At 71.5% G+C, this 21,127-nt stretch carries 17 protein-coding genes and 1 pseudogene; 14 read left to right on the plus strand and 4 right to left on the minus strand.

Features of this window, described 5'->3' with window-relative positions; genetic code table 11:
- From kamD to abc-f, 9 genes are all read left to right on the plus strand, one after another.
- On the plus strand, window positions 1-1,267 hold a 1,267-nt coding region (gene kamD, locus GFD30_RS23655), incomplete at its 5' end, for a lysine 5,6-aminomutase subunit alpha (RefSeq protein ID WP_153027623.1).
- Entirely contained in the window at window positions 1,264-2,007 is a 744-nt protein-coding gene (kamE, locus tag GFD30_RS23660; protein ID WP_153027624.1) for a lysine 5,6-aminomutase subunit beta, read from the plus strand. The genes kamD and kamE, both read left to right, overlap by 4 nt.
- Window positions 2,004-2,399 (plus strand): 3-aminobutyryl-CoA ammonia lyase, encoded by a 396-nt coding sequence (gene kal / locus GFD30_RS23665; RefSeq protein WP_153027625.1) that lies wholly within the window; start codon window positions 2,004-2,006, stop codon window positions 2,397-2,399. Before kamE ends, kal begins: the two co-directional genes overlap by 4 nt.
- Window positions 2,396-3,739: a glutamate mutase L gene (locus GFD30_RS23670; RefSeq protein ID WP_322633556.1), complete on the plus strand. Its 1,344-nt coding sequence runs from the start codon at window positions 2,396-2,398 to the stop codon at window positions 3,737-3,739. The genes kal and GFD30_RS23670 overlap by 4 nt, the downstream gene beginning before the upstream one ends.
- Before the next feature lie 91 nt (window positions 3,740-3,830).
- On the plus strand, window positions 3,831-4,829 hold the full coding sequence (locus GFD30_RS23675) for a serine hydrolase (protein WP_153027626.1): 999 nt from the start codon (window positions 3,831-3,833) through the stop codon (window positions 4,827-4,829).
- 133 nt (window positions 4,830-4,962) lie between these two features.
- Window positions 4,963-5,448 (plus strand): cation:proton antiporter regulatory subunit, encoded by a 486-nt coding sequence (locus GFD30_RS23680; protein ID WP_322633557.1) that lies wholly within the window; start codon window positions 4,963-4,965, stop codon window positions 5,446-5,448.
- A complete protein-coding gene (locus GFD30_RS23685; RefSeq protein WP_153027627.1) occupies window positions 5,448-6,638 on the plus strand; it encodes a cation:proton antiporter in 1,191 nt (396 codons plus the stop codon). Before GFD30_RS23680 ends, GFD30_RS23685 begins: the two co-directional genes overlap by 1 nt.
- Before the next feature lie 83 nt (window positions 6,639-6,721).
- Window positions 6,722-8,041, plus strand: coding sequence for a M20/M25/M40 family metallo-hydrolase (locus GFD30_RS23690; protein ID WP_153027628.1), 1,320 nt, complete (start codon window positions 6,722-6,724; stop codon window positions 8,039-8,041).
- A gap of 251 nt (window positions 8,042-8,292) precedes the next feature.
- Window positions 8,293-9,915, plus strand: coding sequence for a ribosomal protection-like ABC-F family protein (gene abc-f, locus GFD30_RS23695; protein ID WP_153027629.1), 1,623 nt, complete (start codon window positions 8,293-8,295; stop codon window positions 9,913-9,915).
- Here abc-f and GFD30_RS23700 read toward each other — a convergent pair.
- Complete coding sequence (locus GFD30_RS23700) at window positions 9,899-10,735, minus strand: AraC family transcriptional regulator (RefSeq protein WP_153027630.1); 837 nt, start codon at window positions 10,733-10,735, stop codon at window positions 9,899-9,901. The two genes, abc-f and GFD30_RS23700, sit on opposite strands and share 17 nt — an antisense overlap.
- Window positions 10,736-10,809: 74 nt before the next feature.
- Between GFD30_RS23700 and GFD30_RS23705 the strand changes: the two genes are divergently transcribed.
- Window positions 10,810-11,295: a VOC family protein gene (locus GFD30_RS23705; protein WP_153027631.1), complete on the plus strand. Its 486-nt coding sequence runs from the start codon at window positions 10,810-10,812 to the stop codon at window positions 11,293-11,295.
- 54 nt (window positions 11,296-11,349) lie between these two features.
- On the opposite strand, the gene GFD30_RS23710 is transcribed toward GFD30_RS23705, so the two are convergent.
- Window positions 11,350-12,324: an aldo/keto reductase gene (locus GFD30_RS23710; RefSeq protein ID WP_153027632.1), complete on the minus strand. Its 975-nt coding sequence runs from the start codon at window positions 12,322-12,324 to the stop codon at window positions 11,350-11,352.
- A 117-nt stretch (window positions 12,325-12,441) separates the two neighbouring features.
- Between GFD30_RS23710 and mshC the strand changes: the two genes are divergently transcribed.
- The 3 genes from mshC (at window position 12,442) to GFD30_RS23725 (ending at window position 16,530) form a co-directional block, all read left to right on the plus strand.
- The gene (gene mshC / locus GFD30_RS23715; RefSeq protein WP_153027633.1) at window positions 12,442-13,683 is read left to right on the plus strand and encodes a cysteine--1-D-myo-inosityl 2-amino-2-deoxy-alpha-D-glucopyranoside ligase; all 1,242 of its coding nucleotides are present in this window, start codon (window positions 12,442-12,444) and stop codon (window positions 13,681-13,683) included.
- Window positions 13,684-13,754: 71 nt separating this feature from the next.
- Entirely contained in the window at window positions 13,755-15,413 is a 1,659-nt protein-coding gene (locus GFD30_RS23720; RefSeq protein ID WP_153027634.1) for an enoyl-CoA hydratase-related protein, read from the plus strand.
- A 223-nt stretch (window positions 15,414-15,636) separates the two neighbouring features.
- A complete protein-coding gene (locus GFD30_RS23725) occupies window positions 15,637-16,530 on the plus strand; it encodes a phenylalanine 4-monooxygenase (protein WP_153027635.1) in 894 nt (297 codons plus the stop codon).
- Here the strand turns inward: GFD30_RS23725 and GFD30_RS23730 are convergent.
- A complete protein-coding gene (locus GFD30_RS23730) occupies window positions 16,527-17,165 on the minus strand; it encodes a pyridoxamine 5'-phosphate oxidase family protein (RefSeq protein WP_153027636.1) in 639 nt (212 codons plus the stop codon). The two genes, GFD30_RS23725 and GFD30_RS23730, sit on opposite strands and share 4 nt — an antisense overlap.
- 25 nt (window positions 17,166-17,190) lie before the next feature.
- Window positions 17,191-17,346 carry a hypothetical protein gene (locus GFD30_RS26450; RefSeq protein WP_194202090.1) on the minus strand — a complete coding sequence of 52 codons (156 nt, stop codon included), beginning with the start codon at window positions 17,344-17,346 and terminating at the stop codon, window positions 17,191-17,193.
- A 102-nt stretch (window positions 17,347-17,448) separates the two neighbouring features.
- On the opposite strand from GFD30_RS26450, the pseudogene metH reads away from it, so the two are divergent.
- Window positions 17,449-21,000 (plus strand): annotated as a pseudogene (metH, locus tag GFD30_RS23735) (methionine synthase); the annotation flags it as partial.
- Window positions 21,001-21,127: the final 127 nt, after the last annotated feature.

Here is a 21,127-nt window from a genome sequence, read left to right on the forward strand (position 1 = left end):
CGGCGCCCGCTTCGCGCTGCCCGCCGGCCGCGACGCCGAGACCGCACGCGAACGCGCCCGCGCCGCCGTCGGCCGCGGCTTCAACCGCATCGACGCGGCCCGCGCCGAGCGCGACCGGCTCGTCGCCGAGATCGGCGACCCGCCCCAGCGGCCCTGGATCTACCTCATCGTCGCCACCGGCGACATCTACGAGGACATCCCGCAGGCCCAGGCCGCCGCCAGGGCCGGCGCCGACGTCATCGCCGTCATCCGCTCCACCGGCCAGTCCCTCCTCGACTACGTCCCCGAAGGCGCCACCCGCGAAGGCTTCGCCGGCACCTACGCCACCGGCGAGAACTTCCGGCTCATGCGCGCCGCCCTCGACGAGACCTCCCGCGAGACCGGCCGCTACATCCGCCTCACCAACTACGCGTCCGGCCTCTGCATGCCCGAGATCGCCGCGCTGGCGGGCATGCACCGGCTCGACATGATGCTGAACGACTCGATGTACGGCATCCTGTTCCGCGACATCAACCCGATTCGCACCTTCGTGGACCAGCGCTTCAGCCGCCAGGTCCACGCCCGCGCCGGGATCATCATCAACACCGGCGAGGACAACTACCTGACCACCGCCGACGCCGTCGAGGCCGCGCACACCGTCACCGTCTCCCAGCTCCTCAACGAGCGCTTCGCCCACGAGGCCGGCCTCCCCGACCGCCTCCTGGGCCTGGGCCACGCCTTCGAGATCAACCCGGACCTCCCCGAGTCGTTCCGGCTCGAGCTCGCGCACGCCCTGCTGGCCCGCCAGTTGTTCCCGGACGCTCCGCTGAAGTGGATGCCGCCGACCAAGCACATGACCGGCGACGTGTTCCGCGGCAACCTCCTCGACGGCTTCTTCAACCTCGCCGGAGTCATGACCGGCCAGTCGATCCTCCTGGTGGGCATGATGACCGAAGCGGTCGTCACCCCCTGGCTGTCCGACCGCGACATCGCGCTCCAGAACGTGCGCTACGTCCTCAACGCGTGCGCCGGCCTCGCCGAGGACTTCCGCCCGCCCCCGGACGGGTTCATCGCCCGGCGCGCGAACCAGGTGCTCGGCGAAGCCGTCGACCTGCTCGAACGGATCGTCGACGACGGGCTCCTCGACGCCATCGCCGACGGCACCTTCGGCATCATGAAGCGCCCCGCCGACGGCGGCCGCGGCCTCGACGGCGTCGCGAAGCGCGCCGACGACTACTGGAACCCCGCCGCAGAGGTCCTCGACGCCGACAAGGAGCCCGCCCGATGAGCCGCATCGTCCGCCCCTACGGCGACACCACCGGCGACGGCATGGTCCAGATGTCCTTCACCCTGCCCGTCCCGCACGACAAGCGCGCCGAGGGCGCCGCCCTCCAGCTCGCCGCCAAGATGGGCCTCGACGGCGCGATGCTCGTGCACGCCAAGGCCATCGGCGAGTCCTACACCTTCTTCGTCGTCTACGGCGCGACCACGCACCTGGTCAACCTCGACGATGTCAAGGTCGTCGAACGCGACTACCCGCACCTGAGCCCCAAGGAGGTCAACGACGCCGTCCGCGAGAAGCTCGGCCGCAAGCTCTGCGTCGTCGGCGCCTGCATCGGGACCGACGCGCACACCGTCGGCATCGACGCGATCCTCAACATCAAGGGCGTCGCGGGGGAGAAGGGCCTGGAGTACTACCGCGAACTGCGCGTGGTCAACCTCGGCGCGCAGGTCGCCGTGCCCGACCTCGTCAACCGCGCCGTCGAGGAGGGCGCCGACGCGGTCCTCGTCAGCCAGGTCGTCACCCAGAAGGACGCCCACCTGCACAACACCCGCGAGATGTCGGCGGCCTTCCGCGAGGCGCTGCCGCCCGGCAGGCGCCCGCTGCTGGTCGTCGGCGGCCCCCGCTTCGACGAGAGCGCCGCCGCCGACCTCGGCGTCGACCGCGTCTTCACCCGCGGCACCACCCCCTCCGACGTCGCGTCCTACCTCGTCCACCGACTCGTCTTCAGCAGGGAGACCGCATGACCGACCACAACGGCACCACCGTGACCCACCGCCGCTACATCCCCTACGGCCACGCCCACTACGGCGGCGACCTCGTCGACGGCGCCTACGGGCTCGGCATGTTCGGCGACGTCGCCACCGAGCTGTGCATCCTCACCGACGGCGACGAAGGACTCTTCGCGTCCTATTCGGACGTCCAGTTCAAGGCGCCCGTCAAGGCCGGCGACGTCGTCGAGGCCACCGCCGTCGTCGTGCGCACCGGCACCCGCAGCCGCACCGTCGACTTCACCCTCACCGTGGTCTGCCGCGCCGACCCCGAACGCGGCGACTCCGCCGCCCGCGTGCTCGACGAACCCATCGTCGCCACCACGGCCACCGGCACCGTGGTCGTCCCCGGAGCGGCGCAACCGTGACCGGCGCGATCGTCTGCGTCGACGTCGGCTCGACCTACACCAAGGCCGCCGCCGTCGACGCGGACACCGGCGCGCTCCTCGGCGCCGCCGCACACCCGACCACCCTCGGCACCGACGTCATGGACGGCCTCCGCGCCGCCGCCGACGCCGCACTCCCGAAGGGCGCCGCCATCGTCGAGACCCTCGTGTGCTCCTCCGCGGGCGGCGGCCTGCGCCTCGCCGTCGTCGGCAACGAACCCCTGGTCACCGCCCGCGCCGCCTACCGGGCCGGACTCAGCGCCGGCGCCCGCGTCGTCGACGTCCGCGCCGGACACCTCGACCCCGGCGACTTCGCCGACCTCGCCGCCGCCCGCCCCGACGTCATCCTCCTGGCCGGCGGCACCGACGGCGGCGACGAGACCGCCCTCCGCGCCCACGCGAAAGACCTCGCCGCCAGTGCTTCTGCACAGCGCGGCCCGCGGACCCCGGTCGTCCTCGCCGGCAACACGAACGCCGCCGCCGACGTGACCGCCCTCCTGGAGGCCGCCGGCATCCCGGTCACCGCCGTCGGCAACGTCCTGCCGCGCATCGGCTCCCTCGACCCCGTCCCCGCCCGCACCGCGCTCCGCGAGGTCTTCCTCCGGCACGTCATCGCCGGCAAGCACCTCTCGGCCAGCGCCGACTTCACCGCCATGGTCAAGGCCGCCACCCCCGACGCCGTCCTCACCGGCGTGGAGATCCTCGCCGAACGCACCGGCGACCTCCTCGTGGTCGACGTCGGCGGCGCCACCACCGACGTCTACTCCGTCCTCACCCCCGACGCCGAACGCCAAGGCCCCCGCGCCGAAGTCGCCGGCACCGCCTGGCGCTCGCGCACCGTCGAAGGCGACCTCGGCGTCCGCCACACCGCCGCCGGCATCGCCGAGGCCGCCGCCGACGAGGACCTCCCGACCCACCGGGACCTCCCCGAAGCCGCCCGCACCCGCACCGCCGACCCCGGATTCCGCGCCGAGACCGACCGCGAACGCGGCTTCGACCGCGAGCTCAGCGCGCTCGCCGCCCGGATCGCGGTGCGCCGCCACGCCCGCGGAGAGCGCATCGGCGGCCCCACCGAGCCGCTGCGCGGCGGCAAGGACCTGGCCGGCGTCGGCACCGTCGTCGGCTCCGGCGGGATCCTCCGCCGCGACCCCGGCGCCGCCGAGTGGCTCCGCGAGGCCGTCGGCGCGGACACCTCCGGCGGCGTGCGGCCCCCGAAGGGCGCCCGCTTCACCGTCGACGCCGACTACCGCCTGGCGCCCGCCGGACTCCTCGCGGCCGAGGGCCGCCGCGACCTGGCCGTCCGCCTCCTCGCGGGACTCTGAGGCCGCGGACCGGGCCGGCGCGGCAACCGCCCGCACCGCACAGGACGTATACATACGCGACACCCCTGTTGCGACCCAACGAAAGGCCATCATGCAGCGACGCGATGTAGTCAAGCTCGGAGCCGCCGTCACCGCCGCGGGCACCGTCCTCGCAAGCGCCTCCGCGGCGCACGGCCAGGCCGCCACGGCCGCCGTCCAGGACACCGCCGCGGCCATCAGGGCCGTCTACGAGACCGAGTCCGCGAAGGCCGGCGGCACCTGGCAGGCCAAGGTCACCCTCCTCAACGGCGGCACGGCGACCACGGCCGTCGACCACGATTCGGCGGCGGCCAAGACCGCCGCGAGCGTCAACAAGCTCGGCATCGCGCTCGCGGTGCTCGACAAGATCGACCGCGGCGAGCTCGCGCTCGACGACCGGGTCACCCTGACCTCGGACATCATCCTCACCGGCTCCGGGTTCTACTTCCACCAGACCGCCTACGGCGACGAGCTCACGGTGGCGAACATCCTCGTCGCGATGCTCCTGACCTCCGACAACACCTCGGTGCGGCTGTGCGGTCTGGTCTGCCCGCCCGCGGAGATCAACGAGACGCTGGCCGCGAAGGGCTTCGAGGTCACCCGCGTCGTCCCCAGCGCCACCAACCCCAACCGGATGGGGCTGGGCGTCACCAGCACGGCCGAGACCAACGACCTGCTGCACCGGCTCGCCATGGGGCAGCTGCTGTCCACGGGCTCCACCCGCTTCTTCCTCAACGTCCTCAAGGGACTCTCGGGCTACCACGACGGCTTCCGCCGCAACATGTCCTCGGCCGAGCGGGCCCGCGTCGCCATGAAGTACGGCGCCGACGACGCCGAGCGCAACGAGTCCGGCGTCGTCTACAACACCAGCGGCGTGCCGATCCTCGTCTACTCGTTCATGTCCCAGTCCGCCACCAACTGGGGCAACTACGGCGCCACCCACCCGGTGGTCCAGGCGCACGCCCGGATGGGCCGCAAGATGTTCGACCTGGCCAACCAGGCCGGCGTCGCCGCCTCCGACGCCGTCACCCTGAACGTCGAGGACCCCGAGTCCATGAGCTCGGGCCTGTAGCGAACGCCCCCGTCCGGCCCCGGCGGCGACGCCGGGGCCGGAGTCCGTTCCGGGGCCCGCCGGTGTGCAGGTTGCAGCCGCGCCCGGTGATGTACGGTTCGGTGCGTATCCCACACAAGAGGAGTGATCAGCAGTGGACGTGGAGCGCACCGAGTTGCCCGGGATCGGCGTGCGGTTCGAATTCGAGACCAAGCGCGGGGTCCGCCTCGGCATCGTCGCCCACCGCGAGGGCCGCCGGGACTTCATCATCTACGACCCCGACGATCCCGATTCGATGCTCGACTGCATCGTCTTCTCGGCCGACGAGTCGGCCGCGATCGGCGAGCTCCTCGGCGGCGCCCGCATCGTCGAGAAGCTCAACCGCCTCCACCACGAGATCGACAACCTCGTCTCGCGGCAGCTCAAGGTTGGCGCGACCAGCCCGTACGCCGAGCGCCCCCTCGGCGACACCCGCGCCCGCACCCGCACCGGCGCCTCGATCGTCGCGATCGTCCGCACCGACGGCGTCGAGACCGGCCCGCCGCCCTCGGCGATCCTCCACGTGGGCGACCGCCTGGTGACCATCGGGACGCAGGAGGCCGTCGACGGCGTGGACAAGATCCTCCAGGGCATCGAGTAATGCACGGAACCGTCGAGCTCCTCCTCGAACTCGGCCTCCTCGTAGGAGCCCTCGGACTCCTCGGAGCCATCGCCGGCAAGGCCGGCATTTCCGCCATCCCGCTCTACCTCATCGCCGGACTCGCCTTCGGCCACGGCGGCATCTACGAGATGCACGCGATCACCGGCTTCCTCGACGTCGGCGCCGAGGTCGGCGTCGTCCTGCTGCTGTTCACCCTCGGCCTGGAGTACACCCCGCGCGAACTGCTCGGGACGATGAAGACCTCCTGGACCGGCGCCGTCGTCGACCTCGTGCTCAACGCCGCCCCCGGCGTCGCGTGCGCGCTCATCCTCGGCTGGGGCCCGGTCGCGGCCGTCGTGTTCGGCGGCGTCACCTACGTGTCGTCCTCCGGCATCATCGCGAAGGTCCTGTCCGACCTCGGCTGGCTCGGCAACCGCGAGACCCCCACGGTCCTCGCGCTGCTCGTCGCCGAGGACATGATCATGGCGCTCTACCTCCCGATCCTCACCACGCTCCTGGCCGGCCTCGCGTTCACGCAGGCCGCGTGGGGCCTGGGCATCGCGCTCCTCGCCGTCGCGGGCGCGTTCCTGGTCGCCTCCAAATGCGGGCACCTCCTCTCCCGGTTCCTCGCCTCACCCAACGACGAGATCCTGCTCCTCAAGGTCATGGGCATCGTCCTGGTCATCGCCGGCCTCGCCGAGCAGGTCCACGTCTCGGCCGCCGTCGGCGCGTTCATCGTCGGCATGGCCCTCTCCGGCGAGGTGTCGCGGCAGGCCGAGGAGACCCTCGAACCGCTCAAGAACCTGTTCGCCGCCATCTTCTTCGTCAACTTCGGGCTCGAGACCGATCCGACGGCGCTGCCACCGGTGCTGCCGGTCGCCCTCGCCCTCGCGGCCGTCACGATCGCCACGAAGTTCGCCACGGGCTGGTGGGCCGCGGGCAGGAGCGGCTCGGCGTTCACCGGCAAGCTCAGAGCCGGGCTCGTCCTCCTGCCGCGAGGCGAGTTCTCGATCGTCATCGCCGGCCTCGGCGTCGCGGCCGGACTCGACTCGCAGCTCGGATCGACCGCCGCCGCGTACGTCCTCATCCTCGCGGCCGTCGGCCCGCTCGCACCGCGCCTGGCGGGCCCGATCGTCGCCAAGCGCCGCAAGAAGGCCCGCGCCCGCCGCCTGGCGCAGGCCGCCGTCTGACGCACCCCGGTGGCGGGAGTGAACACTGCGACTCCCGCCACCGCTCGGTGCGGACCGGCACGCGGGCTTGATAGAAATCAGAGATGGCTGAAACCGCGAACCCCCGCCCCGAGGACGAAGTCGTCGAGATCGCCCGCGACCTGATCCGCATCGACACGACGAACACCGGCGACAACGCGACCGCGAAGGGGGAGCGCGCCGCCGCCGAATACGTGGCCGAGAAGCTCGCCGAAGTCGGCCTCGAACCCAAGATCTACGAATCCGCCCCCGGCCGCGCCTCCGTCGCCTGCCGCTTCCCCGGCGCCGACCCCGCCCGTGGGGCCCTCCTTCTCCACGGCCACCTCGACGTCGTCCCCGCCGAAGCCGGCGAGTGGACCGTCCACCCCTTCAGCGGCGAGATCAAGGACGGCTACCTCTTCGGCCGCGGCGCGGTCGACATGAAGGACTTCGACGCGATGCTCCTCGCCCTCGTTCGCGACTGGAAGCGCACCGGCAAGGTCCCCCCGCGCGACCTGGTCCTCCTCTTCACCGCCGACGAAGAGGCCGGCTCCGACTACGGCGCCCGCTTCATGGTCGAGCAGCACCCCGAGGTCTTCGAAGGCGTCACCGAAGCGGTCGGCGAAGTCGGCGGCTTCTCCATGACCCTCCCGAACGACCTGCGCGTCTACGTCGTCCAGACCGCCGAGAAGGGCCTCGACTGGCTGCGCCTGCGCGCCACCGGCCGCCCCGGCCACGGCTCGATGCTCCACGACGACAACGCCGTCACCCGCCTGACCCGCGCCGTCGCGAACATCGGCCAGCACCGGTTCCCCGTCGAGATGACCCCCACGGTCCGGCAGTTCCTGGAGTCGGTCTCCGAGCTCACCGGCGTCGAGTTCGACCCCGAGAACCCCGACGAGGCCGTCGCCAAGCTCGGCCCGATCGCCCGCCTCGTCGGCGCGACCCTCCGCAACACCGCCAACCCGACCCGCCTCGACGCCGGCTACAAGACCAACGTCATCCCCTCCACCGCCGAAGCCGTCATCGACTGCCGGTCCCTCCCGGGCCGCAACGACGAGCTCGAGGCGACGCTCAAAGAGCTCGCCGGCGCCGGGATCGACTTCGAGTACGAGATCCGCCAGCCCGGCTACGAGACCTCCTTCGACGGCGCCCTCGTCGACGCCATGGCCGAGGCCATCCGCCTCGCCGACCCCGGCGCCCGCACCGTCCCGTACATGCTCTCGGGCGGCACCGACGCCAAGGCGTTCGCGACCCTCGGCATCCGCTGCTTCGGCTTCGCGCCCCTCAAACTCCCCGCCGACCTCGACTTCACCGCCCTGTTCCACGGCATCGACGAGCGCGTCCCGCTCTCGGGCCTGCGGTTCGGCGTCGACGCCATGGACCGGTTCGTCTCGAAGTCCTAGACCCGCGCCCGAACCCGGGTCGGTGAGCACGCTCACCGACCCGGGCTCCGCCGCGCCCTGGACAGCCGCCCGCGAACCGGCTTACAATCGTTCGCGATGTTGATTTACTTCCTCTAGAAGCAGCCAGGTCACCGCGTCGAGCCGAGCTCCGCGACGACCGCCGCGGCACGCCTCTCGAAATCCCGAAGCACTGCGCTTCGATCCCGCGTGCCCTCACTCCCTTCTCGACAGACTGCTCTGGAGGCGCCCGCATGCTCCGCCATGTACACCTATCCCTTGTAGACATCACCAAGCGCTACGCCGACCACCTCGTCCTCGACCGCGTGAGCTTCGCCATCCGACCCGGCGAACGCCTCGGCGTCGTCGGCGACAACGGCTCCGGCAAGTCCACCCTGCTCCGGCTCCTCGCCGGCGTCGAAGCACCCGACAACGGCGAACTCACCGTCACCTCCCCGGGAGGCGTCGGATACCTGCCGCAGCAGCTCGACCTGCCCGCCGACCGCACCGTCGCCGACGCGATCGACCTCGCCCTGGCCGACCTCCGCGAGATCGAGGCCGCCATGCGCGAGACCGAGCAGGCCCTCGCCGACGACCCGGAGGCCGCCGAACGCTACGCCGACCTCCTCGCGCGCTTCGAAGCCCGCGACGGCTGGGACGCCGACCTCCGCGTCGACCTGGCGCTGGCCGCGCTCGGCCTGCCCGGGCTCGACCGCACCCGCCCGCTCGGGACCCTCTCGGGCGGGGAGCGCTCGCGGCTCATGCTGGCCGCGACCCTCGCGTCCAAGCCGGCGCTGCTGCTGCTCGACGAGCCGTCCAACGACCTCGACGACGCGGCCGTGGCATGGCTCGAGGCGCAGCTGCGGGACTGGTCAGGCACCGTCGTGGCCGTCACCCACGACCGGGCCTTCCTGGAGGCCGTCACCACCACCATGATCGAAGTGGCCGACCGCGCCGCCCGCCGATACGGCAACGGCTACGCCGGCTACCTCACCGCGAAGGAGACCGAACGGCAGCAGGCCCAGGCCGCGTACGAGCAGTGGAGCGCCGAGGTCGAACGCCAGCAGGGCATCGTCGACGCCAACGCCGGCCGCGCGGGCGCCATCCCGCGCAAACTGCCGATGGCGAACATGTCCACCGGGGCCTTCCGCGCCCGCAGCCGCAGCCACGGTGCCCAGAGCCGCATCAAGGTCGCCAAGCAGCAGCTCGAACGCCTGCGCGCCAACGCGGTCGCACCGCCGCCCGAACCGCTCCGGTTCACGCCGGCACTGACCGCGGCCACCGCCGAGTCCGACGGCCCCGCGCTGCGGCTCGAGGGCGTCCGGGTCGGCGACCGGCTCAAGGTCCCCGAGCTGACCGTGGCGAGGGGCGAACGCGTCCTCGTCACCGGGCCCAACGGCGCGGGCAAGACCACGCTCATGCGGGTCCTCGCCGGCGAGCTCGAACCCGACGAGGGGGCGGTCGAACGCACCGGCGCGGTAGGCCACCTGCGCCAGCTCGCCGGGCCCGGCTCGGGACGCACCTCGGTCCTACGGGCCTTCGCCGAAGGCCGCGTCGGCACCCTCGACGAGCACGCCGAGGCGCTCCTCGCCCTGGGGCTGTTCGCACCCGAGCAGTTCGGGACACCGGTCGCGGCCCTGTCCACGGGCCAGCGCCGCCGCCTCGAGCTCGCCCGGCTCGTGTCCCGGCCGGTCGACGTCCTGCTGCTCGACGAGCCGACCAACCACCTGTCGCCGGTCCTCGCCGAGGAACTCCAGGAGACCCTCGCGTCCTACACCGGCACGGTGGTCCTGGTCAGCCACGACCGCAGGCTCCGGGCCTCGTTCGAGGGCCGGCGCCTGGAGATGGACTCCGGTGCCGTCACCGGTGCGCCATGACGAGTTCCCGCCCGGCCGAGGCGCACTGCGCCGCGTACTCGGCCGGCGGGAACCCGATGAGGTCCTTGAAGTCGTGCGTGAAGTGGGCCTGGTCCGACCAGCCGAGCGCCGCGGCGAGCCGGGCCAGGTCCACGCCGGGGTCGGCCGCGAGCCGGTCGGCCGCGTCGTGGATCCGGTACCGGCAGATCAGGGCCTTCGGGCCGAGCCCGATGTACGCCTGGAACAGCCGCTGGAGCGACTTCTGCGACATGAAGAACCGCGACGCCACCTGGTCCACCCGGGTGATCGACCGGTCCTCGAGCATCGCGGTGACGATCCGCAGCAGCTCCTCGTAGCGCTCCTCGACCGCGCCGGGCATCCGGTCGACGAGGAACCGCGACACCAGGGCGACCGCGTCCCCGTCGCCGCCGCTCATCACGACCGCGTTCAACTCGTCCACCTCCGGGCCGAAGACCGTCGCCGCGCCGGCCACCCAGTCCGCGAACGCGGCGGCCTCGATCCCGGTGAACGCCGTGAACCCGCCCGGGCGGAACTTCGCCCCGAACACCCGGCCCGCGCCGGTGAGCGGGTGCCGCGCGACCGCCAGGCCCGGCCCGTGGACCTCCGCGCCGAGCACGGGCATGAAGCTGAGGTTCACGCACGGGTGGGGGATGAGCACCGACTCGTACGACGACCCCTCCGGCAGGTCCCAGCGCACCGACCAGAACCGCTCCACGTACGTCGCGAGCGGCCCGGTCACCGGGTACCGCCGCAGGTCGATGTGGTTCGCCGCCTCCTGCGGCCGCAGCATGCCCTTGTCGCTCGCGGTCGGTCCGTCCATGCCCTGAAACATAGCGCCGGGGTCCGTCGCTTTTTTACAAGCGAGCCCTACCCGGCTCGACCAGACTGGGGGACATGAGCGAAACAACAGTGAATCCGATCCCCGAGGGCTACCACTCGATCACGCCGTTCATCGTCGTCAAGGACGCCGCGAAGGCGATCGACTGGTACGGCGAGGTCTTCGGTGCGCGGGTGCTGACCCGCAACGACATGCCCGACGGCACCGTCGCCCACTGCGAGCTCCAGATCGGCGACTCGATCCTCCAGCTCGGCGACGTCAACGAGGCGTGGGGGATGGCCGAGCCCGACCCCGAGCACATCACCGCCTCGCTCGTCCTCTACGTCGAGGACTGCGACGCCGTCTACGCCAAGGCCGTCGAAGCGGGGGCGACCGTCCGCGAAGAGCCCTCGGTGTTCCTCACCGGGGACCGGTACGCCTCCATCGCCGACCCGTTCGGCCGCCGCTGGTCGATCATGACCCGCGTCGAGGACGTCTCCCGCGAAGAGGGCGAGCGCCGCGTCGACGAGTGGATCGCCTCCATGGGCGGCGACCAGGGGTAGCCGCCCCCGCGAGCGGGAACGGCATCGAGCCGCAGGCGGGAGACCGCCTGCGGCTCAATAGCTTTCGGGGTATCCGACCGTCGGCGCCGAGACGTCGTCCAGTGCCAGGCGGATCTCCGGCGGCAGGAAGAGCTGCTCGGCCGCCAGCGACGCCCGAAGCTGCGTCGCGTTCCGCGCGCCCACGATCGCCGAGGCCACGCCCGGCTGGTCGCGCACCCACGCCAGCGCCACTTCCAGGGGGCTCACGCCGAGCCCCTCGGCGGCCGTGGCGCACGCCTCCACGATCCCCGCCGACCGCTCGTCCAGGTACGCGCCCGCGAACCGCGACCACTGCGCCGACACCGCCCGCGAATCGGCGGGCCGCCCGAACCGGTACTTGCCGGTGAGCACGCCCCGGCCCAGCGGCGACCAGGCCAGCACGCCCAGCTCCATCGCCAGGCACGCCGGCAGGACCTCCCGCTCGACGCCGCGCTGGAGCAGCGAGTACTCGACCTGGCTCGCCACGATTGGCGTGCGCCCGGGCCACGCCGCCTGCCACGCGTACGCCCGCGCGGTCTGCCAGCCGGTGTGGTTCGACAGGCCCACGTACCGGACCTTCCCGCTGGCGACCGCGCTGTCGAGGACCGACATCGTCTCCTCCAGCGGCGTGTCCGGGTCGTACACGTGCAGGATCCACAGGTCGATGTAATCGGTGCCCAGCCGCCGCAGCGAACCCTCCAGCGACCGCATGAGCCATCCGCGCGAGGTGTCCCGCTTGCGCGGGGCGCCGTCGGTGCGCACGCCGGCCTTGGTCGCGATGTGCAGCTCGGACCGGGCCACCACCTTGCCGATGAGCTGGCCGATCGCCGCCTCGGCCATGCCCTGCCCGAACACGTCGGCGGTGTCCACGAGCGTGCCGCCGGCCTCCACGAACGTCTGGAGCTGCGCGGCCGCGTCCTCGAGGCCCGCTTCATCGGTGGTCCACGTCATGGTCCCCAGGCCGAGGGAGGAGACCTCGATGCCGCTGCGTCCAAGTGGTCGGCGTTCCATGAGTTCACAAGGTACATCCAACGTGAATCACGGGAAAGCCTCAGGTGCGCATGCGAGTCCGATCCGGTCCCGCTTCGCGCTGGCCGGTCGGCCGGTTTCCGAAATAGGATCACGGGCATGGAATCCTGGACCGCACCGCACGTACCCGCCCTGCCCGGCCACGGCCCCGCCCTGCGCCTCCACGACACCGCCACCGGGGAGCCGCGCGAGACGGTCGCCCCCGACGCCGAGGGCGCGACCATGTACGTGTGCGGCATCACTCCGTACGACGCGACGCATCTGGGCCACGCCGCCACGATGATCACGTTCGACCTCGTCCACCGCTACTGGCTCGACCAGGGCCTGGACGTGAACTACGCGCAGAACGTCACCGACGTCGACGAGCCGCTGTTCGAGCGGGCCGAGCGTGACGGCACCGACTGGCAGGTCCTCGGCCTGCGCGAGACCGCGCTCTACCGCGAGGACATGGAGGCCCTGGGCGTCCTCCCGCCCCGCCACTACATCGGCGCCGTCGAGTCCGTCCCCTCGGTCGGCAAGGCCGTCGCGCAGCTCCTCGCCAAGGGCGCCGCCTACCGCCACGACTCCGGTGACGTCTACTACGCCGTCGAGTCCGAGCCGGGGTTCGGCTCGGAGTCGAACTACGACCGCGAGACCATGCTCCGCTACGCGCGCGAGCGCGGCGGCGACCCCGACCGCGAAGGCAAGCGCGACCCGCTCGACCCGGTCCTGTGGAACGCGCCGCGCGACGGCGAGCCCTCCTGGGAGACCGAGGTCGGCCCCGGCCGGCCCGGCTGGCACATCGAGTGCACCTGCATCGCCATCGACTACCTCGGCGAGCAGATCGACGTCCAAGGGGGCGGCTCGGATTTGATCTACCCGCACCACGAGATGTCCGCCGCGCACGCGCAGTCCCTGACGGGCAAGCGGCCCTTCGCGAACGCGTACGTCCACACCGGCATGATCGGCCTCGACGGCGAGAAGATGTCGAAGTCCCTGGGGAACCTCGTGTTCGTCTCCAAGCTCCGCGCCGAAGGCGTCGACCCCGCGGCCGTGCGGCTCGCCCTCCTGGCCCAGCACTACCGGTCCGACCGGCAGTGGAGCGCCGCCGTGCTCGCCGAGGCCGAACTGCGCCTGGGCCGCTGGCGCGAGGCCGCCTCCCGCGAACTCGCCGTCCCCGCCGGGGCCGTCCTCACGGCGGTCCGCGAGCGCCTCGCCGACGATCTCGACACCCCAGGAGCACTCTCCGTGATCGACGCCTGGGCCGAGGAGACCCTCTCCGCAGGTGGCGAGGACCCTTCGGCACCGGCCCTCGCCCGCGACACGATCGGAGGATTGCTCGGCATAGACTGCACGCGCTGATTGTGCGAAATGCCGAGTATCGGTACGCTTTTCACTGAGCGTGGCCGACTCCCCATCCTCCTGGAGTCGAATTGAAGATCCTGCTGCTGGCGTCCGGATTCAACGGACTCACTCAGCGTGTCTGGTGCACCCTCCGCGAACAGGGACACGAGGTCGGCGTGGAACTCGCCCCGGCCCACCAGACCCCCGAGTCGCTGACCGCGGCGGTGGAGCGGGTCGACCCCGACCTCATCCTCTGCCCGTTCCTCAAGCACCGGGTCCCCGAGGACGTGTGGCGCCGGTGGACGACCGTGATCGTCCACCCCGGCCCGGTCGGCGACCGCGGTCCCTCGTCACTCGACCACGCGCTCCTGGGCATGAGCCCGCGCTGGGGCGTCACCGCGCTCTCCGCGGTCGAGGAGATGGACGCCGGCCCGGTCTGGGCCTCCTTCACCTTCGACGTCCCCGCCGGCATCACCAAGTCCGCGCTGTACAACAGCCGCGTCGCCGACGCGGCCATGGACTGCGTCGCCGCCGTCGTCCGCAAGGTCGCCGCGGGGGAGCGGCCCAGGCCCGCCGACGAGCACCCGCGCGCCGTTCCGGGCACCGGTGAGCTCCCGCTGCTACGCCGCCCCGCGTTCGCGCTCGACTGGCGCGCCCCCGCCGACGACCTCGCCCGCCGCATCGCCGCCGCCGACGGCGCCCCCGGCGCGCCCGCCGAACTCAACGGGCAGGGCTACTGCCTGTTCGACGCGGCCGTGACCGACGAGGACACCGGCGCCGAACCCGGCACGATCGTGGGCCGCGACGCCGAGGCACTCGCCTTCGCCACCGGCAGGGGCACCCTCTGGGTCGGCTACGCCGCCGTCCTCGACCGCCGCCGCGGCCCCAAGCTCCCCGCGTCGATGGTCATCGACCCCAAGGACGCCCCGTTCAAGCCGGCGCCCGCCGCGATCGCCGAGACCGCCTACCGCCGCGAAGGCGACATCGGGTTCCTCCAGATCCGCTCCTACAACGGCGCCATGCACACCGAGCAGTGCCGCCGCCTGACCCAGGCGGTCGAGAAGGCCCTCGCCGAGGACACCCGCATCCTCGTCCTCACCGGCACCGAGCACGCCTTCTCCAACGGCATCCACCTCGGCGTCATCGACGCCGCCCCCGACCCCGCCGCCGAGGCCTGGGACAACATCAACGCCATCGACGACCTCTGCGAGGCGATCGCCGGCGCCGACCAGCTCACCGTCGCCGCGTTCACCGCGAACGCCGGCGCCGGTGGCGTCATGGCCGGCCTGTGCGCCGACGTCAACGTCGCCCGCGACGGGGTCGTCCTCAACCCGTACTACGACATGGGCATCTTCGGCTCCGAGCTGCACACCTGGTCGGTCGCCGACCGCGTCGGCGAGCAGGCCGCCGCCCGCCTCCTGGGCGACAAGCTGCCGGTGTCGGCGTCCGCGGCCGCGCACATGGGCCTCATCGGCGCCGTCGGGCCCCGCGACTGGGACGAGTTCCAGCGCTGGCTGCGCGCGGTCGCCCTCGGCTACAACGACCCGGTCACGCGCGGACGCATGTTCGCCGCGAAGGCCCGCCGCCGCGCCGAGTCGAAGCCGCTGTCGTACTACCGGACGATCGAGCTGGCCGAGATGGCGCGCGACATGTTCGACGACCGGAACGGCTTCCACGGGATGCGCCGCGCGTTCCTGGGCAAATCGGCCCCCGCCGAGACGCCCGCGAAACTGCGCTTCGCCTCCTGAACGGCCCGGATCCTGGGGCCGAGCGCCCCGGGGTTCCGGCGACCGACCAGCTCGGATCCTCGAGCTGAGCTGCGGGATCGTTCTGGTGTGCCTCCTGGGTCCTGCGGCCGTGCCCCCTGGGTCCTTCGGCTGCGCTTCCTGAATCCTTCGACTGCGCCCCCTGGATCCTGCGGATCATCTCGACTGCGTTGACAGGTGGCGTCCCACCTGGTGGACTGGAGGCATGTTCGAAGAAGGACAGTACTTCGCGCCGGTCAACACCGGCGCTGACGGCACGGTCGTCGTGGAGCTGGGTGAGACCCACCCGGGCTTCGCGGACGCCGAATACCGCGAGCGGCGCAACGCCATCGCGGCACTCGCATTGGACTGGAGGCCCGGCCTACCCATGCCGACCGTCTCCTACACCGATGCCGAACACGAGATCTGGCGGCTGGTCAGTGCGGAACTGGCCGTCAAGCATCAAGCCCTGGCCGCACGCGAGTACCTGGAGGGCGCCGAGCGGCTCAAGCTCCCCGCCGACCACATCCCGCAGCTCCACGAGGTCTCCGAACTCCTGGAGCCCCTGACCGGGTTCAGCTACCTGCCCGCCGCGGGCCTGGTGCCGCTGCGCGAGTTCTACGGCGTCCTCGCCGACGGGAAGTTCCACGCCACCCAGTACATCCGCCACCACTCCGTCCCGCTGTACACGCCGGAACCGGACGTGATCCACGAGGTCATCGGCCACGCCAACGCCCTCGCCGCCCCCCGCTTCGCCGCCCTGTACCGCGCCGCCGGGGACGCCGCCCGCCGCGTCCACTCCGAGGAGGCGCTCGAGTTCGTCTCCCGCGTCTTCTGGTTCACCCTCGAATTCGGGGTGATCAGCGAGCCGGACGGCCTCAAGGCGTACGGCGCCGGCATCTGCTCCTCGTACGGCGAGATCGACGAGTTCCGGGACATGACGATCCTGCCGCTCGACCTGGTCACCATGGGCACCATCGACTACGACATCACCCACTACCAGGACAAGCTGTTCGACGCGGGCTCGATGGACCGGCTCGAGGACGTCGTCGGCGAGTTCTGGGAGAACTGCGACGACGACATGATCGAGCGGATGAAGGCCGACGCCGGGAAGGGCTAGTAGAGCTGCTTCGCGTACGTCTCGCCGTAGTACTCGACGAGCTCTTCGAGGGTCTTGTCGACCGTCTGGGTCTCCTTGACCATCTGCGCGTGCGACGGCAGGGCGTCGGGCGTCCACGTCTCGGGCTTCCACAGCCCTGAGCGCATCGACGCCTTGCCGCAGTGGAAGTAGATCGTGTCGATCTCGACCACCAGCGCCAGCACCGGCCGATGGCCCTTGACCACCATGTCGTCGAAGAAGGGCGCGTCCGAGACCACTCGGGCGCGCCCGTTGATCCGCAGCGTCTCCCGGCGGCCGGGGATCAGCGAGAGCAGTCCGGCGTGCGGGTTCGCGAGCACGTTGTGGTAGCCGTCGACGCGGTGGTTGCCCTTGCGCTCGGGGATCGCGATCGTCGCGTCGTCGAGGACGTGAACGAGCTTGCCGGCCGGGTCGCCCTTCGGTGAGGCGTCGCAGTTGCCCTCGGCGTCGGAGGTCGCGACGACGACGTACGGCGAGACCGCCAGCCATTCGCGGTCGCGCTGGTGGAGCCTCATCCGCTCCTTCTGCGCCGCCTGGGGTTTGACCTCCCCGACGATCTCCCTGAGCTTCTCGGGATCGGTGACTTCGGTCCACAGGCGACTGTCGACGGTGTCCATCGGGGTTCCTCTCTGGCGGGGGCCATTACGACCCGATGCTACGCCGCCGGGCGTCGTCGGGGCCAGTGCCGTTTCTCCGCTCGTCCGCGTCTTCGAGTGCATGGCGGACGGCGAGCCGGATGATCCAGTACTGAATGAACGATCCGATGAACGCGGTCGCGATGAGGACGAGAGGATCCATACCCTGAATCCTATTCGTCCCCGTGTGATCTTCGCCCGCCCCGATGCCCAACCTGTGAAACGCCCTTCCCACTTGGCGGCACCCGCAAGTACCCTAGGACCCGTGTCTGAGAAGAGCCTGTTCCTCGATGTCCTGAGCCGCCGCGTCGTCATCGCCGACGGGGGCATGGGCACGATGCTCCAGACCTTCGACCCGACGATGGAGGACTACGACGGCCACGAGGGCCTCTCCGACATCCTGAGCCTGACCAGGCCCGACATCGTGCTCGGCATCCACGACGCCTATCTCGCGGCCGGTGCCGACTGCATCGAGACCAACAGCTTCAACGCCAACTACGGCGGCCTCGTCGAGTACGACATCACCGACCGCGCCCGCGAGATCGCCCGCGCCGCCGCGACCCTCGCCCGGCAGAAGGCCGACGAGTACACCACCCCCGAATGGCCCCGCTTCGTCCTCGGCTCCATGGGCGGCGGCACCCGCCTGCCCACCCTCGGCCACGCGCCGTTCGCGCTCCTGCGCGACCACTACGAGGAATGCTCGGCCGGGCTCATCGAAGGCGGCGCCGACGCGCTTCTCGTCGAGACCGCCCAGGACCTCCTCCAGGCCAAGGCCGCCGTCATCGGCGCCAAGCGCGCCAACGCGCAGCTCGGCACCCAGATCCCGATCATCGCCCAGGTCACCGTCGAGACCACCGGCACGATGCTCGTCGGCGGCGAGATCGGCGCGGCCCTCACCAGCCTCGCCGCCCTCGGCATCGACATCATCGGCCTCAACTGCGCCACCGGCCCCGACGAGATGAGCGAGAGCATCCGCTACCTCTCCCGCCACTCGCCCGTCCCGATCTCGGTCATGCCCAACGCCGGCCTGCCCACGCTCGGCCCGAACGGCGCGGTCTACCCGCTCACCCCCGAAGAGCTCGCCGACGCCCACGAGGAGTTCGTCAAGAACTTCGGCGTCAACCTCGTCGGCGGCTGCTGCGGCACCACCCCCGACCACATCCGCGCCGTCCGCGCCCGCCTCAGCGCCCCTGACGGCACCGGCGCTCCCGAGGACCTCGTCAAGCCCAAGGAGCGCACGCCCGTTCCCGAAGCGGGCGTCTCCTCCTCCTACCACCACGTGCCCTACCGCCAGGACGCCTCGATCCTCAACGTCGGCGAGCGCACCAACGCCAACGGCTCCAGGGCCTTCCGCGACGCCATGCTCGCCGCCGACTACGACCGCTGCGTCGAGATCGCCCGCGAGCAGGCCGGCGGCGGCTCCCACCTCCTCGACCTCTGCGTCGACTACGTCGGCCGCGACGGCGCCGAGGACATGAGGGTCCTCGCCTCCCGCTTCGCCACCGCCTCGACCCTCCCGATCATGCTCGACTCCACCGAGCCCGACGTCGTCGAAGCCGGCCTCGAAGCCCTCGGCGGCAAATGCGTGGTCAACTCCGTCAACTTCGAAGACGGCGACGGCCCGAACTCCCGCTACCGGCGCATCATGCCCCTCGTCGCCGAACACGGCGCCGGCGTCGTCGCCCTCTGCATCGACGAGGAGGGCCAGGCCCGCGACCGCGACTGGAAGGTCCGCGTCGCCTCCCGCCTCATCGACGACCTCACCGGCAACTGGGGCATGAAGATCGAGGACATCTTCGTCGACGCCCTCACCTTCCCCATCTCCACCGGCCAGGAGGAGACCCGCCGCGACGGGCTCGAGACCATCGAGGCCATCCGCGAGATCGCCCGCCGCTACCCCGGCGTCAACTTCACCCTCGGCATCTCCAACATCTCGTTCGGCCTCAACCCGGCCGCCCGCCAGGTCCTCAACTCCGTGTTCCTCAACGAATGCGTCGAGGCCGGCCTCACCAGCGCGATCGTCCACGCCTCCAAGATCCTGCCCATGGCCTCGATCCCCGAGGAGCAGCAGCAGGTCGCCCTCGACATGGTCTACGACCGCCGCACCGAGGACTACGACCCGCTCCAGAAGCTCATCGAGATCTTCGACGGCGTCAGCCTCGCCGGCTCCAAGGAGGCCCGCGCCGAAGCCCTCGCCGCCCTCCCGCTCGGCGAGCGCCTCGCCCAGCGCATCATCGACGGCGACAAGAACGGCATGGACACCGACCTCGACGCCGCCATGGCCGAAGGCCGGCGCCCGCTCGACATCATCAACGACCACCTCCTCGAAGGCATGAAGGTCGTCGGCGACCGCTTCGGCTCCGGCCAGATGCAGCTCCCGTTCGTCCTCCAGTCCGCGGAGGCCATGAAGTTCGCCGTCGCGCACCTCGAACCCCACATGGACAAGGCCGACTCCACCGACAAGGGCACCATCGTCCTCGCCACCGTCCGCGGCGACGTCCACGACATCGGCAAGAACCTGGTGGACATCATCCTGTCCAACAACGGCTACACCGTCGTCAACCTCGGCATCAAGCAGCCGATCAACGCGATCCTCGACGCCGCCGAAGCGCACGACGCCGACGTCATCGGCATGAGCGGCCTGCTCGTCAAATCGACCGTGATCATGAAGGACAACCTCGCCGAGATGATGGCCCGCAGCCTCCACCGGCGCTGGCCCGTCCTCCTCGGCGGCGCCGCCCTCACCCGCGCCTACGTCGAGGACGACCTGCGCGAGATGTTCGAAGGCGGCCAGGTCCACTACGCGCGCGACGCGTTCGAGGGCCTCGACCTCATGAACAAGGTCATGACCGCCCGCAGGACCGGCGTTCCGATCTCGGACCCCGAGAAGGACGCGAAGATCGCCCTGCGCCGGCAGCGCCGCGCGAAGCAGGCCACGCTCGTCGCCGAGACCCTCCCGGACCTCGACGACACGTCCGTGCGCTCCGACGTCGCCACCGACGTCGAGATCCCGGTCCCGCCGTTCTACGGCTCGCGCGTCGTCAAAGGCATCCAGACGTCCGAGTACGCCGCGCTGCTCGACGAGCGCGCGACCTTCCTCGGCCAGTGGGGCCTCAAGCCCACCCGCGGCGACGGACCCTCCTACGAGGAGCTCGTCGAGACCGAGGGCCGCCCGCGCCTGCGCTACTGGCTCGACCGCCTCGCCACCGACAACGTCCTGGAAGCCAAGGTCGCCTACGCGTACTTCCCGGCCTACGCCGAGGGCAACACCCTCGTCGTCCTCGACGAGAACGGCCACGCCGAACGCGCCCGCTTCACCTTCCCGCGCCAGCGGCAGGGCCGGCGGCTGTGCCTCGCGGACTTCTTCCGCGCCAAGGACGGCGAGCAGCTCGACGTCCTCGGCATGCAGCTCGTCACCTTGGGCTCCAAGGTCTCGGAGTACACCAACGAGCTCTTCCAGGCCAACGCCTACCGCGACTACCTCGAAGTCCACGGCCTGACCGTGCAGCTCACCGAGTCCCTCGCCGAGTACTGGCACCGCCGCATGCGGCGCGAATGGGTCCTCCCCAGCGGCGGCACCGTCGCCGACGCCGACCCCGACGACCTCAAGGGCATCCTCGACGTCGACTTCCGGGGCTGCCGCTACTCCTTCGGCTACCCGGCCTGCCCCGAGCTCGCCGACCGCGCCACCCTCGTCGACCTCCTCGGCGCCGACCGCATCGGCGTCGAACTGTCCGAAGGGGACCAGCTCCACCCGGAGCAGTCCACCGACGCGATCGTCCTCCACCACCCCGAGGCGAGCTACTTCAACGCGAAGTTACGGCTCCGCGGGCGTCGCCGAGAGCGCGAAACAGCCCCGGTGAGTGCCCGGCGCCCCTGCGGCGCCGGGCACCAGCCGAGGAGCCGCGTTCACCACCGCGCCGCCCGCCCGGCACCATAGGCCC

Origin of the sequence: Glycomyces albidus, from assembly GCF_009451885.1 — a bacterium.
Lineage (GTDB): Bacteria > Actinomycetota > Actinomycetes > Mycobacteriales > Micromonosporaceae > Glycomyces > Glycomyces albidus.